Here is a 14,788-nt window from a genome sequence, read left to right as displayed (position 1 = left end):
GTCCTCGCAAAAACCTTTATGTTCCTCGCTTCTGGCGATGCTCCGGAATCTCTGTTTTGTCGGGGGATTAATGGGCTGTCATTCCGTGCTGCCCGGGCCCGGGAACCGGAGCCCTGCACTGCCCTATTTAATAGGAGTTAGCACAAATTTATCTGGGAAATGAGGATGCTATGGGACTGAAGGGTGGACCTACGCAGGACGAAGTCATGGCCGTCTCGCTCGCGAAACTCGGTATTCGCCCGGGTGACCGAATGATCGATGTCGGGTGCGGGACCGGGAAGGTTGCTATTGCCGCATCAAGAGTGGCTGGACGTGTCTACGCCATCGACAAGCGACCGGAAGCGATCGCCTGTGCCCGGGCCCAGGCGAAAGATGCCGGTGCCGGAAACATCGAGTTCTTCGAGGGCGATGCGGTCGACGTGCTTGCAGGCATTGACCGGCTCGACGCCGCCTTCGTCGGAGGGTCCCGCCGCCTGCCGGAGGTCCTCGACCTTCTTGCCGGGAAGGTGCAGGGGAGGATCGTCGTGAACGCGGTGATGGTCGGGACACTTTACGAGGCGATAGCGAGCATGCAGCGCCTCGGGATCTTCCTCGAAGCCGTCCACCTCCAGGTCTCCCGGTCCGCCGGGATCGCCGGCGGGGTGATGTTTAAACCCATAAATCCCGTCTACATCATCGTCGGAGGTGCCGGATGCTCGTAGGCGTGGGGCTCGGCCCCGGCGACCCTGAACTCCTGACCCTTCGTGCGGTCCGGCTCCTCCGTGAAGCAGCGGCGGTCTTCGTCCCCGGCAACCTCGCCTACGACCTTGTGCGTCCCTACCGCCCCGATGCCGTCGTCCTCAACTTCCCGATGACGAGCGACGAGGCCTACATCCGGGCGTGCCTTGAGGAGAACGCCGACCGGATCGCACCCCACGCGACGAACGATCTGGCGGTCTTCGGGATCATCGGGGACCCTAACTTCTACTCGACCTTCTCCCGGCTCTGCGAGGTGATTGCCGGGCGCTACCCGGAGATAACGTTCGCGACCGAGCCCGGGATCAGCTCCATCACCGCATTCGCCTCGGTCGCAAACGTCCCGGTGGCCGGCGGGTTCTTTGTCTCGGACGGGAACGGACCGGAGTCCCGGATCTTCATGAAAGTTCGGCGGCCGGCGGCTCTCGCGGCCTCCCTCTCGGAGGAGGGTTACTCGGAGTTCGTCCTCGTGGAACGGATGTTCCTTCCCGAACAGCGGGTCTACCGGGGGGCCGAGCTCCCCGAGAAGAGTGACTACTTCTCGATCCTCTTTGCGAGGCGGTCGCGTGCATAAGGTCTACATCGTGGGCGCAGGGCCGGGTGCGCCCGACCTCATCACCGTCCGTGGGATGGACCTCCTTCGGCGGGCGGATGTCCTCATATACGCAGGCTCGCTCGTGAACCCGGCGCTCGTGGAGGAGTCCGGCGCGGGATTGAAACTCGACAGCTGGGGGATGACCCTTACAGAGATCGTGGACGCCGTCGAGGAGCATGTCCGGGCAAAAAAACTCGTTGTCCGGCTTCACTCGGGCGACCCGGCTCTCTATGGTGCAATCGTCGAGCAGATGGCGGAGCTTGACCGCCGCGGGATCGAGGCCGAGATCGTCCCCGGCGTCTCGTCGCTCTTTGCGGCCGCGGCGGCTCTCCGGACCCAGTTCACGCTCCGCGACGTCTCGGAGAGCCTGATCGTCACCCGCCCGGCAGGGGCGACGCTTGAGGCGGACCTGATCCCCGAGTTCTCACGGCTCGGCCAGACGATGGTGGTCTTCCTCGGGACCGAGCGGATGGAGGAGGTCCTTGCCCGGGCGGAGTGCCCGCCCGAGACTCCGGCGGCGGTCGTCTATCACGCCTCCTGGCCCGACCAGAAGGTCGTCCGGGGGACGGTGGCCGATATCGCAGAGAAGGCCCGGGCAGCCGGGATCGAGCGGACGGCGCTGATCGTCATCGGGAAGGTCGTCGAGGGAGCAGCGTCGGGGTACGGGAGGTCGGTCCTCTACTCATGACCGGGACTGTGGTGATCGCCCTCGAGCGGTTCCTCCCCGAGGCCCGCCGGATAGCGGGTGCGCTCGGCGCCAATGTCGTCCCTTACAGTCCGGAGGCCTTCCGGGAGGCGTTTTCAGGATACGACCGGATCGTCGCCCTGATGTCGGCCGGGATCGCCGTCCGGGGGATCGCCCCCCTCCTCACCGACAAGTGGCGGGACCCTGCGGTGGTGGTGGTCGGGCCGGACCTTCGCTACGCCGTCCCGGTCGTCGGGGGGCACCACGGCGGGAACGACCTTGCCCGGGAGCTCGCCGTCCTCGGGGTCACACCGGTGATCACGACCGCCACCGAGACCCGCGGCCGCGAATCGGTCGAGGGTATCGCCGCCCGGTCGGGATGCGACGTCGCGAACCGCGACTCCACTCGTGCGGTGAATGCCGCAATACTGGACGCCGACGTGCCCCTCTATACCGTGACCGGGCCCGGGATCGTCGTCGCCGGCCCAGGTGTCTCCCTCCTCGTCCGGAAAGGGGAGTACGTCGTCGGCCTTGGGTGTCGCAAGGGCATCGGGGCGCCTGAGGTGGCGGCGGCTGTCCGGCGGGCGCTCGAGGTTGCCGGGATTGCCCCTGACGAGGTCCTCGTCTATGCGACGACGGCAAAGAAGCGCGGGGAGGCAGGGCTTCTTGACGCCATCGCGGAGATGGGGGGCAACCTCGTCTTCTTAGATGACGATACTATTAACGCAGAGGAGGCCGAAACACCCTCGCGGGCCTCCCTGATCGGGCTTGTCGGGGTCGCGGAACCAGCGGCTCTCGCGGTCTCGAAGCGGAAAGAATTGGTGCTTGCCAAGCAGACGTATGGGAGTGTTACCGTTGCAATCGCACGATAGTGGAGGAAAACTGTATATCATCGGCACCGGTCCCGGCGACCTGCTGCAGATGACGCCCCGGGCGCTGAAAGCCCTCGGCGAGGCTGACTGCGTCATCGGCAACGGGTTCTACCTCGACCTCGTCGCCCCGATGCTCGCCGGGAAAGAGGTGATCCGGAGCAGCATGGGCCGGGAGGTCGACCGGGCGGCACGGGCCCTTACCCTCGCAGAGGATCGGGTCGTCGCGATGGTGAGCGGCGGCGATGCCGGGGTCTACGGGATGGCGAGCATCGTGCTTGAGGTGGCCGAACGGTCCGCGACGGAGGTCCCCATCGAGGTCATCCCCGGCATCACGGCCGCGGTCTCGGCGGCGGCGCGCCTCGGATCCCCGCTCTCGGGCGACTACGTCACGATGAGCCTCTCGGATCTCCTGACCCCCTGGGAGGAGATCGAGCGGAGGCTCGACCTCGCGTTCCGTATGCGGGTCCCGGTCGTTCTCTACAACCCCCGTTCCCGGGGGAGACCGCACAACCTTGATACAGCGATCGCGATCGCTTGCCGCCACCTTCCGCCCGCCACACCTGTCGGGGTGGTCAGGAACGCCTACCGGGAGGGGGAGGAGCGGCTGATCACGACGCTTGGGGAGTTTAGCGACCATTTCGCCTTCGTGGACATGCACTCGATCGTCTTTGTCGGCGGAGAAGAGACCAGGATCTGGAGGAGTGAGACTGATGGGAGAGGAATCATCACGCCCCGGGGATATCACCGGAAATACGTATACTGACCTTGCGGCGGTCACCCCGGAGGCTTACGCGATAGCGAGCACGAGCCGGAACCTGGCGCGGGAGATGGTGGGCAACGCCACCCCCGAGGACCGGATCCGGCAGCGATGCTCGGTCGCGGTCGGCGATTTTGCGATGGCCGACCTGATGCGCTTCTCCGGCAACCCGGTCGAGGCCGGGGTCGCCGCACTGGAGGAACGCGCACCGATCATCACCGATATCCGGATGGTGCAGACAGGCATCCTGAAACGCGGGCATGCAAGCGAGATCCTCTGCGCCCTCGATTACGGCGAGGATATCGCCCGGGAGCGAGGGATCACCAGGACGTCTGCGGGGTTTCTTGCCCTGCGCGACCGGCTGGAAGGTTCGATCGTGGTTATCGGGAACGCTCCCTCAGCACTCCTCGTCGTCTGCGATATGGTCCGGGAAGGGGTCCGTCCGGCGCTCATCATCGGGACCCCGGTGGGGTTTGTGAACGCAGCGGAGTCAAAAGAGGTGCTCCGTACTCTCGATGTGCCGTCGGTCTCGAACGTCGGCACCCGGGGCGGAACACCGGTTGCGGTGGCGGCAATAAACGAGATCATCACGATCCTCGCCGAGCGTGCAGGCCATGCGGGACCCGGTTACTGATTTTGAGTATCCCGAGGCCTGGGTCGCGGCGTGCCGCTCCCCCGACCTCCTCATCGACGTCCAGAGGGGTCTTGCGGTCCTGACGGCGTCCGGGTCGGTCCTCCGGCGGGGGTTTTCGACCGGGACGACGGCGGCCGCGGCCTGCAAGGCAGCAGTCCTCTCACTCGCCCTCGATACCGTGAAAGAGGTGGAGATCACCCTTCCCTGCGGCATCACCGTCCGCCTTCCTGTCGATGCCTATCGCGGGCAGGCGTCGTGCTGGAAGGACGCCGGGGACTACCCCTCGGACGTGACGGCCGGGCTTGAGTTCACCGCGACTGCGGTCCCCTCCCTCTCGGGGGGAGTCCAGTTTGTCCCCGGTGAGGGGATCGGGAGTTTTGCCCGCAACACCCACCGCCACCTGTTGGGGACGCCGGCGATCAGCGCTCCAGCGCTCGACTGCATCCGGCGCTCGATCAACGAGGCGGTGGGGGAGGCCGGTCTCCACGGGACGACGGTCATCCTCACGATCCCCCGGGGGGCGGAGGTGGCGCAGAAGACGCTGAATCCCCGGGTGGGAGTCCAGGGTGGGATATCGGTCCTCGGGACGACCGGGCTCGTGGAGCCCTGGGACGACCACATGATGGAGGGGGTGATCGATCGTATTGCCCGGGCTGATGCGGTCGTGCTGACGACGGGGCGACTTGGCCTCCGCTACTCGCGGCTCCTCTTCCCCGACCGGGAGGCGATCCTCGTCGGGAGCAAACTTGAGGAGGCGCTCCAGGCGGCCGACGGCGATACGGTGATCTGCGGGCTCCCCGGCCTGATCCTGAAGTTTATGAACCCCGACGTCCTTTCCGGGACCGGATGCATGACGGTGGAGGAACTCTCGACGACCCCGCTCTGGGAGGAGGTGGCCTGCCGGGAGTTAGCAGCCTTCCTGGACCGCCACCCCCATGTCCGGGTCGTGATCGTCGACCGCAGCGGCCGGATTATCGGTGAGTCACCGTGAGGGTCGTTGGCGTGGGCTGCGGCCCGGGGATGCTGACTCCCGAGGCGGCGAGAGTCATTCGTGGCGCCTCGCTCATCTATGGCTCGGCCCGGGCGATTGAACTTGCCCGGGACGCCATCCCGCCGGAATGCGAGGTGCACGAGATCACGGATTACCGGGGTCTTCGCTCCCTCCCGGCCCATGCGGTCGTCCTCTCGACGGGGGACCCGATGCTTGCCGGTCTCGGCTACCTGCCCGGCGAGGTCGTCCCGGGGATATCCTCGCTCCAGGTCGCTTTCGCCCGCCTGAAGGTCCCGCTCGCGAGAGCGGCGGTCGTCTCGGCCCATGGGAAGGACCACGCCCGGGCGGTCGCCGACGCCCGGGAGGAGGTCATGCGGGGGAAGGTTGTCTTCCTCATCGCCGATCCGGCCTTCGACGTCGGGGCGCTCGCGGCCGCCCTCCCCCCGGAGACCCGGCTTGCGGTCTGCGAGGATCTCGGCTACCCGGCTGAAAGGGTCGCCGTCGGGACGGGAGCAGAGCCTCCGGCGCCCCGGGGCGACCTCTTCGTGGTGGTGGCGGGAGAATTTTAATGCACGGGAGGCCGGAGTTCTCCCGAAGCACACCGGCCTGCCTCCCCCTTCCGGAACTCATAGCCTGACCGGAGGAGGTCAAGGAAGATTGCCTGGTACGCTCCCCGCTCACAGAGTTCGAGATGGTAGCGGTGCACCGTCGATTTCGTCCCGTACTGCTCCGGCACATCGCTCCAGACGCATCCGGTGGTCAGGACATACAGAACCCCGTTGAAGAGGTGCCGGGGATCCCGGCGGGGCCGGCCGATGTGGGGCTTCTGGGGCGGGAGGTGTCTCTGGACGATCTCCCAGAGATCGTCGTCGATCTCCCGGAATGCCATAGGGCCAGCATGGGGTCCGGAGGCCTTATAGTTTTGGGATGCTCTCTATCCAGGCATCCCCTATCGGCCGCTATCGCCGGGACCGTTTGGATCGTAATTCATAACGATGATCTCGCGGATCTCTCCCCGTTTCGTCCCGTCGCAGTTGATCATCCTCCTCGCCGGGACCCGGTCTATATGATACCCGGCGTAGAGGTCATCAAAGAACCCGTCGTCAGGGTCGATGTTCTTCGGGTCCGAGTTGCTCAACATAAGTCTCGCGCCCCGTGCGTCGCATTCTGCGTAAAATGCCGCAAGGCGTTTCTGTTCCTCGTCGGTAAACCCTTCTTTTGCGTACTGAGTGAACGATGATGTCCGGTTCAGGGGCCGGTACGGGGGGTCAAAATAGGCGAAGGTATCTTCCGATATGTAGGGCTCTGACTGCGTGAAGTCGCCGAGGTGAACGGTCGTATTCCGGAGCGCAGCGGAATCCGCCCGCAGGAGGTCTTCGTTCAGGATATTCGGGTTCTGATACCTCCCGAACGGGACGTTGAACCCTCCCCGGGAGTTTACCCGGTAGAGGCCGTTGAAGCACGTCCTGTTCAGGAAGATGAGTTGTGCAGCGCGTTCGATCCACTCCTCGCCGTATTGCTTGAAGTCGATGGTAGGTTTCGTGCGGTTGAACATATCCCGCGTGGCATAGTAGTACTCCTTACGCCCTGCGCCGTCCCTGGATAGAAACCCGTCCGCAAGATCGCTTAAGGAGTTTATGAGGCCCTGAACGTCGTTTTTGACGACGCTGTAGACGAGGACGAGTTCTTCGTTGATGTCGAACAGATGGCACTCTTTGAACCTGAAGATGCTGTTAAAATAGAAATAGACCGCTCCCCCGCCCATGAATGGTTCGACAAAGACCGGGAGGGCTCCTGCTTTGAGTTCTATCGGCGCTCTCCTGGTGAACGCATCGAGCAACTGCGCCTTTCCCCCTGCCCACTTGAGGAACGGTCGTGCGATGGGTGTTGTTGACATGTTAATCCGGTGGACGCTTCAAGTACCGGGAAATGTTTGCGCCGAAACGGTTTAGTGTTGCCCCTGGTCTGCCCGGGTCTGGCGGCCGGGGCCGCTCTCCTCGTTCTCTGTCCTGCTTTGCCTGCCGGATCTCCTGATCCCCTCTCTCTTCAGCATCTTCTCGATGGACCAGCGGCCCCGGCCGAGTTCTCTTCCGAGCCTCTCGACGGCCGCCTTCTTCGTACTGCCGGACTCGGTGAGCCGGGTGAACCGGGAGACCAGGGTCTTGCGGTCACTCTCTGTCCAGGGCCTGCCCCGGTTCTCCGGCCCCTCGATCCGTGGTGTCCTTAACGACGGCAGCAGGCATCCCGGCCTGGTATCCCGCAGTTCTTTGACCCGGAGATCGAATATCGACTCCGATAACTCAAACCCGGTCGCCCGGCGGTTGAGCCCGATAGCTGTTCTCGCGGTCGAGAACCCGCCAAGGAACATGTCGCAGACAAGGTCGCCTTCGTTGCTGCTGTACTGGAGCATCTTGATGAGCAGCTCCGTCGGCAGCTCGTTCTTGTTCTTCACCTGGCCTGGTTTGTATTCGCGGTTGATGCACCAGACATCTTCACGGTCCCGGTAGTTGGGCGACCCGTTATCCGGAGCCTTCTCCCCGACCCCGTACCGGGACTCCAGGTTGAACCTCCTCTCGGCGCCGGGTTTCTCGTAGTAAAGGATGTGATAGTGAGAAGAGACGTACTTTCTGCTCGTATAGACGCCGAAATTGTACTTCCAGATGATATGGTTGACCTCGGTAAGCCCCGTCTCGCGCAGGGCGTGGAGTATGTGATAGAGGTTCGTGTATCCCGATACGATATAGATCGACCCGCCGGGCCTGAGGATCCGTTTGGCCTCCCGGATCCAGTTCAGGCTGAACTCCCCGTATCCTGCCGCAGGGACCTCGACGTAGCCCCCGACGACGAACGTCTCATCCCGGTTGTAGTGCTGGTGCAGCCGGTCGCCGTTGATGCCGTAGGGGGGATCGGTGATGATCAGGTCGACCGAGTTATCAGGGATATGCTCTTGTGCCCCCATGATACAGTCGCCGTTGTAGAAGATGTTGCCGTTGACCTCCTCAAACCTCATCGCTCTTCCTCGCCCGGGCTTAAACGTAGATCACGTGGGTTGTGCGACAATATGATTGTGCCCTATGCCCTGGAGTGCCTCGTATACAGTCATCCGGCCTGTGGGACCCCCGGTGGGGCGCGGAAGCGGGACCCGGGCCGGGTCCCATGCTGTTAAATACATCCGGCGTGAACCTCAGCTGAGAGCAGGTGAAGAAACCCCCGGTATTCTCGATGACGGCACGTTCCGAGGAGACAGAGGCTCGATCCTCCACCGGGGCGGAGGAGGACGGGCCGGAGGCCCCTGCAATGGGAGAGGGGTTGCCCCATGCATGTATAGCGGAGCTCCAGGCCGAGAACGCGATGCTCCGGCGCGAGAACGCTGCGCTTCAGTCATTAAAAGAGAGTCTGGAGGAGAGCGAAGAGCGCTACCGGCGGCTCTTCGAGGATGATCTCACCGGGGACTTCGTCACCAGTCCGGATGGCCGGATAACCGCCTGCAACCCGGCGTTTGTCCGGATATTCGGGTTTGCCTCTGTCGAGGACGCCCTGAACACCGATATCCGGGATCTCTATCTCGAGCCCGCGGACCGGGACCGGCTCCTCGAGCGCCTCCAGAGAGAGGGGAAGGTGGAGAACGAGGGCAGGGCCCGGAGGCGCCGGGACGGCAGTCACATTCATGTCGTCGAGAACCTGGTCGGGCGTTTTGATGCAAATGGTGAACTCATTGAGATCCAGGGTTATACTTACGACGACTCGGAGCGCAAGCGGGCGGAGGATACCCTCCGGGAGAGTATGGAGCGGTACCAGCAGGCCCTGGATAACCCGCTTGTCGGGTATGCCCACTGCACAATCGTCACCGATGCCTCCGGGAAACCGGTCGATTTTGTTTACGTGGAGGTTAACCGGGCATTCGAAATGTTTACCGGGCTTACCCGGGAGGACGTCCTGAACCGGCGGGTGACCGAGGTCCTCATCCCTGAAGAGGTCGACAGTCTCATCGCGATCTACGGGAAGGTGGCACTCACGGGCGAATCGACGACGTTCGAGTACCAACTCCCGTCCCTCTCGCGGTGGTACGAGGTCACCGCGTTCTCGTCTGAGCGTGGACGCATTACAGCCTTCTTCACCGACATCACGAAACGCAAACGGGCGGAGGCGGCCCTCCGGGAGAGCGAAGAGCGGTTCCGGGTGGTGCTCGAGAGTTCGCTCGATGTGGCCTATCGGCGCAACCTGCAGGCCGATCGTTACGATTACATGAGCCCGGTCGTCAGGGAAATCCTTGGTTTTACTCCCGATGAGCTGGCCGGGATGGACCTTGATGAGATCATGGATCGCGTCCATCCTGAAGATCGTCCGGTGGTTGAAGAAGAACTTTACAGGTCCGTTTTCAGGACAAGAGGGTTCCTCGCGTATCGGTTCAGGACGAAAGACGGCCAGTATCGCTGGCTTGAGGATCACTTCACGGTCATCGGTGATGCGAACGGTCGGCCGCTCTTCCGGAGCGGGATCTTTCGTGATATAACCGAGCGAAAGCAGACGGAAGAGGCCCTCCAGTGTCACGCCGCCGAACTCGCCCGGATCCACCGGGACCTCGAGACTGCCCATCGGGAGGCGAACCTCTACCTCGATATCCTGACTCACGACATCGGGAACACCGAGAACGTCTCGAACCTCTATACTGAACTGCTCATCGATACCGTGGAGGGGGAGGCGGTCGAGTACCTGGCGAACCTGAAACGGAGCATAGCAAAGAGCATCGAGATCCTCGGGACCGTCTCGAAGATCCGGCGGATTCACGCAGGATCGCCTCCCCTTCGGCCGACTGATCTCGATGCCGTCATCAGGGCCGAGATCGCCCACTTTCCGACGTTCCCCATTCATTACGAAGGCACCGCGGCCACGGTCCTCGCCGATGACCTCCTCTCCGAGGTCTTCACAAACCTGATCGGGAATGCCATAAAACACGGCGGCCCGGGCGTCACGATATCCATCCAGGTTGCGGAGGATGAGGAGGGGTTCCTCCGGGTGACAATCGCGGATACCGGTCGGGGGGTCCCGGACGACCAGAAAGAGGAGATCTTCCACCGCTACGAGAAGAAGCAGCGGGGCGTGGGCGAGGGACTCGGGCTCTACCTGGTGCAGATCCTCATCGACCGCTACGGCAGCAGGATCTGGGTCGAGGACCGGGTGCCGGGCCACTCCGAGGAGGGAGCGGCATTCTCTTTTCTGCTCCGGGAGGCGGATACGTGAGTGGGAGAGAAGGCCACCCGCTCCTCTCCCGCCCTCTGTTATCCGTTCCCCTGCGCCGTTCTGTTCTCGCCCTCGTATGATACCCGGTAGATCACGCCGTTCGTGTCGTCGCCGACAAGCAGCGACCCGTCCTCTGCGATCGCGAGTCCGCAGAGCCGGGCGGAGAAGGCCGTATCGTTGTTGTGCAGGAACCCGGTCATGAAGTCCTCGATCCGCTCGGGCTCGCCTGCGTCATTGAAGCGGACCCGCACCACCTTGTAGCCGACCGGCGGGTAGCGGTTCCACGACCCCCGGAGGGTCAGGAAGGCATCGTTCTGGTATTCTTCCGGGAACTCTGTCTCATCGTAGAAGAGGAACTGCATTGGCGAACTGTGCGCCTGGTACTCGAGGTAGGACGGCACGGTCATGGTGCAGTACTCCTCCCGGGTCATGTTCGGGGGGTCCTGTGATATGACGGTGTCGACCTGCTGCTTCCCGAAGCACCACGGCCACCCGTAGTTCCCGCCCTCCTGGATCCGGTTCAGCTCTTCCGGAGGCCGGTCCTGGCCCCGCCAGTCGGAACCCTGGTCGAATGCCCAGAGTTCGCCGGTTGCCGGGTGCCAGTCAAAGCCGATGGTGTTTCGCAGTCCCCTGGCATAGGTCTGGCGCTCGGTGTCGTTGATCTGGAGGATGGTCGCGTGCTCGGGGTTCTGCTCCGGGCAGGCGTTGCAGCTGCTCCCCACCGAGAGGTAGAGCCGCCCGTCGGGGCCGAAGCGCAGCGTCCTGTTCGGGTGCTGCCCGCCGTCCGGGAGCCCGTTGATCAGGAGTTCGGCATCGCTGACGCTGCCGTCCTCACGGATCTCGGCGACATAGACCTCTTTTGGTGTTGCAAGGTAGAGGCTGCCGTTGTGGTAGGTGATGCCGTGCAGGAACTCGATCCCGGAGACGACGACCTCTTCTTCGTCAGCTGTGCCGTCACCGTCCGTATCCCGGAGGGCAAGCACCTGCCCCACCTCCGGCTGCGTGACGTAGACCGTGCCCTCGTCGTCGACCGTCATGATCCTCGGGTTCGTCAGATCTTGCGCAAAGACGTTCACCTCAAAACCTTCGGGAATGTTCAGGTCATCGAGCAGGTCTTCGCTGAACTCGAGTTGTTCCGGCACAAAACTGGAGCCGTTGACCCGGACAGGGCCGGGCCCCGGGCCGTGCTGTTGGGCGAGGACCCCGGCCGGGATGATGCAGATGAGGACCAGGGCGGCTGCAAGGACGAGGAAATTTGATCTTTTAACCATACCAGTCACCTCAAACGTACCCCCAGGCAGGCACCCCCGCTCTTGTTCGGCCTGGTGCCGGTCATTTTCTTGAGACCCGGCGGATCCGGGCCGATGGAGCGGGAGAACCTCGCCTGGCTGGCGGCGTCGGTGGGGGCATGGGGTAAGTTATAGGTTTGGGTTGGAGGGTGTGGGATGACCCAGTCTCGGCATCCCTTCAACCAGGTGCTGGCTGGACAAAAAAGGGTGGTCCTGAACCCCTCTCTCAAACCTCCCAGATCACCGCCACGCGCCACTCGGTTCCGTGGAGTCCGGTTGTCGTCCAGGTTATCGTCTTCTGCACCGCTTCTCCGCCGTCTGCGGCAAACTCGTAGGTTGCAGTGCCGTATCGCTCGGCGACTACCCGGCGGGCGGCATCCTGCAGGCCGGGGTTCTCCGCATACAGCGGGTCCTCAAACGTCATCCTGCCAATCTGGGCTTCGTCGGTGTCGTAGAGCACCCGCCCGTCCGTCTGGACGACCATCACCTGGTAGGGAGTGCCGTTCGCCGCCGGGCCGGCGATGCCGGCGATCAGGTCATACGGCCGGAAGGCGACCGAGGCGAACCCGCTAAACTTCTCACCGACGAAGACCGGTGTCGCGATGACTGCTGCCGGGAATCCCTCCGCGACCGTGATCATCTCGCTCATGATCGGGCGCTTCGATGCCAGGATGTGCCGGACATGGTCCTGGTCCCGGATATCCTTACCCTCGATGCCGCGATATGTGGCCGGCTCGGCCGCAAGGATCGTGCTTGCGTTGGAGACCGCGGAATCGATGATCGAAGGGTCGGTGGCGGAGAGGTTCGCGAGGATCCCGCGGGCGGCGTCGTCGGTGAGGTTGGTCCCCCCGAGGCCGAAGGCTGCGTGCCCCAGGCGCCCGTCGATGGCTTCGAGCGCCATGGTGATGTCGGATTGCAGGTGCATAAGGAGCACCGCCGCATCCTGTTCAGTCGCGGAGGCGGGCGCTGCTGCCGGCTGGTTCAGCGCCGCAAAACCGGCGCCGATGGCGATCAGGATCGCCAGAACGGCGACGATCCAGGGATACACTTGAGAGTTCATCAATATACCTCGTTAAGAAATGAAAAGGGGGTCGAACGATTTAATGCCTGCGAAATCGCCGCCGCTGAACCCACCAGCGGCGGTCGCCGGGTCACCGTGGGGTCCGTTCTCTGAGCCGCTTTTTATGCACGCGCCACCCGGCAATCGCCGCCACGAGCGCAACAACGATCCCGATCAGGATCCCGATGCCGAGCGTTGGATTCTCGCGATACACACCCAGGAGCACGTCGGCCCCGAGGGCGAAGGTGAGGCAGGAGGCGAGTGATCCTGTGCAGACGCATGTGAGGACCCGGCCTTTCTCCAGTCCGAGTAGCCGTCCGAGGATCGACCCGTTCATCGCCCCGGTCCCCTGGAGCGGGAAGAAGACAAAGAGGATGAGCCCGATTGTCGAGAACCGCCGGAGCCAGGGCTGGCTCTCGGTGTAGTTCCTGCCGATCGTCATCCCGCTCTCAAGCAGCCGGCCGATGAGGGGGATCTTCAGCGCCAGATCGAAGTTCCAGACGACGAAGAGAGTGACGGCGACATCAAGGAGAAAGATCACGGCCGTGACAAGCCACCAGGGGTAACCCGCCAGGATCGCGAGCGGGATGATCGTCTCCTTCCCGGCCGGGGGGACGAAATAGGCGGCGAGCAGCCCGGAGATGATGAGGAATCGCTCGTAGGGTTCAATCAGGTAGAGGGCAGCAAAGACGGCCGGAATGATGGCGAGCGGGAGGATGAACTTGATGGGGACGAGGAGGTAGGGGTTCGCAAGAAGGGCTTTCCAGTTTCCTGGCTTCTGTGTATGGTCCATGGTCATGATGCGGTCGCCCGGATGGGAGATACTAACTCAGGTTTGGCGTGTCGGGATAATACGTTATCGGAGTGGTTCTCGGCAGATTCAAGTTCCGGGAGGGCGAGGATACAGAGCATGACCCCTGCTCCTGCCGCCCGACCACCCCGCACCCTCCCCGCCGTTGAGACCGGCACCCGGGAGAGCGCTCTCTGCACGATCGCAAATGTCGGAACCGCGCTTGAGACCCTCCGCGAGGTCCGAAAGCACGTCCGCGGCGACCACAAACGCCGCCTCGATGAGGTCGCGGTGATCCTCCGGGTGGTCGCGTTCGACGCCCAGGCCACCTACGCGATCACCGATGACGAGGCCCGGGCGTTCATCCGGGAGTGCCGCTTGCGGTGACTCTTCGCAGTTTCGTGCTACCGAAACTCGGACTGTCAGGTGTGGTTTACGGCGGGCCGGAGGGTGCGAAGAGACTGCCAGCATCCATCCGCCGACACCTCCGGCCGGCGGTTGTTCTGCGCCGCAGAACGCCCTCCGCAGGACTCAACCCTGCCTTCACGAGGGTTTAACCGTTTTGGCGCCGACACCAGGATAATGAACGAGTCGCTCAGGCAGGTCGTCCACCTCGTCTTCGGGCTTGGGATTGCGGTGTTTGTCCTCCTCTTCGACCGCGACCTTGCTCTTGCCGTCCTGATGCTCGCTCTCTTTGTGGGGTTCATCCTCTCCGATGCCATCTCGCGGGGTTACACCATCCCGGTCATCTCGGGGATCATCACCAGCCTCGAGCGGCGGGATGCCGCCCCGGGAAAAGGAGCACTCTTCTTTGCGCTCGGTGCGCTCTTCTGCCTCATCTTCTTCGATAAAGAGGTCGCCTTCGCCGGGCTCGTGGTGCTCTCGCTCCTCGACAGTGTCACCACGCTTGCCGGCGTCCGGTTCGGCAGGACCCGGATCTACAACCACAAGTCCCTTGAGGGAACGTCCGCAGGGATTGTGGTGACGGCGGTCGTCCTCAGCCTTCTCGTCCCGCCGCCGATCGCCTTTGCGACGGCCGCGGCCGCAGGTCTCGCCGAACTGGCAAGCCCGGTGGACGATAACCTGGTCGTCCCGGTCGTGGCCTGCCTTGCTCTTGCGATGCTGCTCTGAGTGCGGCG

The 14,788-nt window shown here is 63.5% G+C and carries 17 protein-coding genes; 11 read left to right on the top strand and 6 right to left on the bottom strand.

Going from position 1 to position 14,788, the window contains the following annotated elements:
• Positions 1 to 170 precede the first annotated feature (170 nt).
• The 8 genes from cbiT to QZ650_RS08990 are packed head-to-tail and all read left to right on the top strand — an operon-like array spanning position 171 to position 5,838.
• Positions 171 to 701 carry a precorrin-6Y C5,15-methyltransferase (decarboxylating) subunit CbiT gene (cbiT, locus tag QZ650_RS09025; RefSeq protein ID WP_292520919.1) on the top strand — a complete coding sequence of 177 codons (531 nt, stop codon included), beginning with the start codon at positions 171 to 173 and terminating at the stop codon, positions 699 to 701.
• The gene (locus tag QZ650_RS09020) at positions 692 to 1,309 is read left to right on the top strand and encodes a cobalt-factor II C(20)-methyltransferase (protein ID WP_292520921.1); all 618 of its coding nucleotides are present in this window, start codon (positions 692 to 694) and stop codon (positions 1,307 to 1,309) included. Before cbiT ends, QZ650_RS09020 begins: the two co-directional genes overlap by 10 nt.
• Positions 1,302 to 2,018, top strand: a complete 717-nt coding sequence (locus QZ650_RS09015) for a cobalt-precorrin-4/precorrin-4 C(11)-methyltransferase (protein WP_292520923.1) — start codon at positions 1,302 to 1,304, stop codon at positions 2,016 to 2,018. Before QZ650_RS09020 ends, QZ650_RS09015 begins: the two co-directional genes overlap by 8 nt.
• Entirely contained in the window at positions 2,015 to 2,887 is an 873-nt protein-coding gene (gene cbiG, locus QZ650_RS09010; RefSeq protein WP_292520925.1) for a cobalt-precorrin 5A hydrolase, read from the top strand. Before QZ650_RS09015 ends, cbiG begins: the two co-directional genes overlap by 4 nt.
• Positions 2,856 to 3,650: a precorrin-3B C(17)-methyltransferase gene (gene cobJ / locus QZ650_RS09005; RefSeq protein ID WP_292520926.1), complete on the top strand. Its 795-nt coding sequence runs from the start codon at positions 2,856 to 2,858 to the stop codon at positions 3,648 to 3,650. The genes cbiG and cobJ overlap by 32 nt, the downstream gene beginning before the upstream one ends.
• Entirely contained in the window at positions 3,598 to 4,278 is a 681-nt protein-coding gene (locus QZ650_RS09000) for a precorrin-8X methylmutase (protein ID WP_292520928.1), read from the top strand. Before cobJ ends, QZ650_RS09000 begins: the two co-directional genes overlap by 53 nt.
• Positions 4,259 to 5,269 (top strand): cobalt-precorrin-5B (C(1))-methyltransferase, encoded by a 1,011-nt coding sequence (locus QZ650_RS08995; RefSeq protein WP_292520930.1) that lies wholly within the window; start codon positions 4,259 to 4,261, stop codon positions 5,267 to 5,269. The genes QZ650_RS09000 and QZ650_RS08995 overlap by 20 nt, the downstream gene beginning before the upstream one ends.
• Positions 5,266 to 5,838, top strand: coding sequence for a cobalt-precorrin-7 (C(5))-methyltransferase (locus QZ650_RS08990; RefSeq protein ID WP_292520932.1), 573 nt, complete (start codon positions 5,266 to 5,268; stop codon positions 5,836 to 5,838). The genes QZ650_RS08995 and QZ650_RS08990 overlap by 4 nt, the downstream gene beginning before the upstream one ends.
• Here QZ650_RS08990 and QZ650_RS08985 read toward each other — a convergent pair.
• From QZ650_RS08985 to QZ650_RS08975, 3 genes are read right to left on the bottom strand one after another with little or no spacing between them, the layout of a single operon-like run.
• Positions 5,835 to 6,158: a transposase gene (locus tag QZ650_RS08985; protein WP_292520934.1), complete on the bottom strand. Its 324-nt coding sequence runs from the start codon at positions 6,156 to 6,158 to the stop codon at positions 5,835 to 5,837. The genes QZ650_RS08990 and QZ650_RS08985 overlap by 4 nt on opposite strands.
• 60 nt (positions 6,159 to 6,218) lie before the next feature.
• Positions 6,219 to 7,166: a DNA adenine methylase gene (locus tag QZ650_RS08980; RefSeq protein WP_292520936.1), complete on the bottom strand. Its 948-nt coding sequence runs from the start codon at positions 7,164 to 7,166 to the stop codon at positions 6,219 to 6,221.
• A gap of 51 nt (positions 7,167 to 7,217) precedes the next feature.
• Positions 7,218 to 8,279: a site-specific DNA-methyltransferase gene (locus QZ650_RS08975; protein ID WP_292520938.1), complete on the bottom strand. Its 1,062-nt coding sequence runs from the start codon at positions 8,277 to 8,279 to the stop codon at positions 7,218 to 7,220.
• A 188-nt stretch (positions 8,280 to 8,467) separates the two neighbouring features.
• Between QZ650_RS08975 and QZ650_RS08970 the strand changes: the two genes are divergently transcribed.
• Entirely contained in the window at positions 8,468 to 10,510 is a 2,043-nt protein-coding gene (locus QZ650_RS08970; RefSeq protein ID WP_292520940.1) for a PAS domain S-box protein, read from the top strand.
• A gap of 38 nt (positions 10,511 to 10,548) precedes the next feature.
• Here QZ650_RS08970 and QZ650_RS08965 read toward each other — a convergent pair whose 3' ends face one another.
• From QZ650_RS08965 to QZ650_RS08955, 3 genes are all read right to left on the bottom strand, one after another.
• Positions 10,549 to 11,781: a PQQ-dependent sugar dehydrogenase gene (locus QZ650_RS08965; protein WP_292520941.1), complete on the bottom strand. Its 1,233-nt coding sequence runs from the start codon at positions 11,779 to 11,781 to the stop codon at positions 10,549 to 10,551.
• 244 nt (positions 11,782 to 12,025) lie between these two features.
• Entirely contained in the window at positions 12,026 to 12,859 is an 834-nt protein-coding gene (locus tag QZ650_RS08960) for a hypothetical protein (RefSeq protein ID WP_292520943.1), read from the bottom strand.
• A 91-nt stretch (positions 12,860 to 12,950) separates the two neighbouring features.
• Positions 12,951 to 13,652, bottom strand: coding sequence for a small multi-drug export protein (locus QZ650_RS08955; RefSeq protein ID WP_292520945.1), 702 nt, complete (start codon positions 13,650 to 13,652; stop codon positions 12,951 to 12,953).
• Positions 13,653 to 13,769: 117 nt separating this feature from the next.
• Here QZ650_RS08955 and QZ650_RS08950 point away from each other — a divergent pair, with 117 nt between their 5' ends.
• A complete protein-coding gene (locus tag QZ650_RS08950) occupies positions 13,770 to 14,036 on the top strand; it encodes a hypothetical protein (RefSeq protein WP_292520947.1) in 267 nt (88 codons plus the stop codon).
• A gap of 195 nt (positions 14,037 to 14,231) precedes the next feature.
• On the top strand, positions 14,232 to 14,780 hold the full coding sequence (locus QZ650_RS08945) for a phosphatidate cytidylyltransferase (protein WP_292520949.1): 549 nt from the start codon (positions 14,232 to 14,234) through the stop codon (positions 14,778 to 14,780).
• Positions 14,781 to 14,788: the final 8 nt, after the last annotated feature.

This window comes from Methanoculleus sp., assembly GCF_020696975.1.
Classification (GTDB): domain Archaea; phylum Halobacteriota; class Methanomicrobia; order Methanomicrobiales; family Methanoculleaceae; genus Methanoculleus.
This window is presented reverse-complemented; position numbering and strand designations above follow the sequence as displayed.

What these genes read in the sequence shown, in the direction of transcription:
- cbiG (WP_292520925.1), top strand. Translation starts at nt 2,015, where the DNA reads ATGACCGGGACTGTGGTGATCGCCCTCGAGCGGTTCCTCCCCGAGGCC.
- QZ650_RS08980 (WP_292520936.1), bottom strand. Translation starts at nt 7,166, where the DNA reads ATGTCAACAACACCCATCGCACGACCGTTCCTCAAGTGGGCAGGGGGA.
- QZ650_RS09000 (WP_292520928.1), top strand. Translation starts at nt 3,598, where the DNA reads ATGGGAGAGGAATCATCACGCCCCGGGGATATCACCGGAAATACGTAT.
- QZ650_RS08985 (WP_292520934.1), bottom strand. Translation starts at nt 6,158, where the DNA reads ATGGCATTCCGGGAGATCGACGACGATCTCTGGGAGATCGTCCAGAGA.
- QZ650_RS08955 (WP_292520945.1), bottom strand. Translation starts at nt 13,652, where the DNA reads ATGGACCATACACAGAAGCCAGGAAACTGGAAAGCCCTTCTTGCGAAC.
- QZ650_RS08975 (WP_292520938.1), bottom strand. Translation starts at nt 8,279, where the DNA reads ATGAGGTTTGAGGAGGTCAACGGCAACATCTTCTACAACGGCGACTGT.
- QZ650_RS09020 (WP_292520921.1), top strand. Translation starts at nt 692, where the DNA reads ATGCTCGTAGGCGTGGGGCTCGGCCCCGGCGACCCTGAACTCCTGACC.
- QZ650_RS08965 (WP_292520941.1), bottom strand. Translation starts at nt 11,781, where the DNA reads ATGGTTAAAAGATCAAATTTCCTCGTCCTTGCAGCCGCCCTGGTCCTC.
- cobJ (WP_292520926.1), top strand. Translation starts at nt 2,856, where the DNA reads ATGGGAGTGTTACCGTTGCAATCGCACGATAGTGGAGGAAAACTGTAT.
- cbiT (WP_292520919.1), top strand. Translation starts at nt 171, where the DNA reads ATGGGACTGAAGGGTGGACCTACGCAGGACGAAGTCATGGCCGTCTCG.
- QZ650_RS08950 (WP_292520947.1), top strand. Translation starts at nt 13,770, where the DNA reads ATGACCCCTGCTCCTGCCGCCCGACCACCCCGCACCCTCCCCGCCGTT.
- QZ650_RS08995 (WP_292520930.1), top strand. Translation starts at nt 4,259, where the DNA reads ATGCGGGACCCGGTTACTGATTTTGAGTATCCCGAGGCCTGGGTCGCG.
- QZ650_RS08945 (WP_292520949.1), top strand. Translation starts at nt 14,232, where the DNA reads ATGAACGAGTCGCTCAGGCAGGTCGTCCACCTCGTCTTCGGGCTTGGG.
- QZ650_RS08960 (WP_292520943.1), bottom strand. Translation starts at nt 12,859, where the DNA reads ATGAACTCTCAAGTGTATCCCTGGATCGTCGCCGTTCTGGCGATCCTG.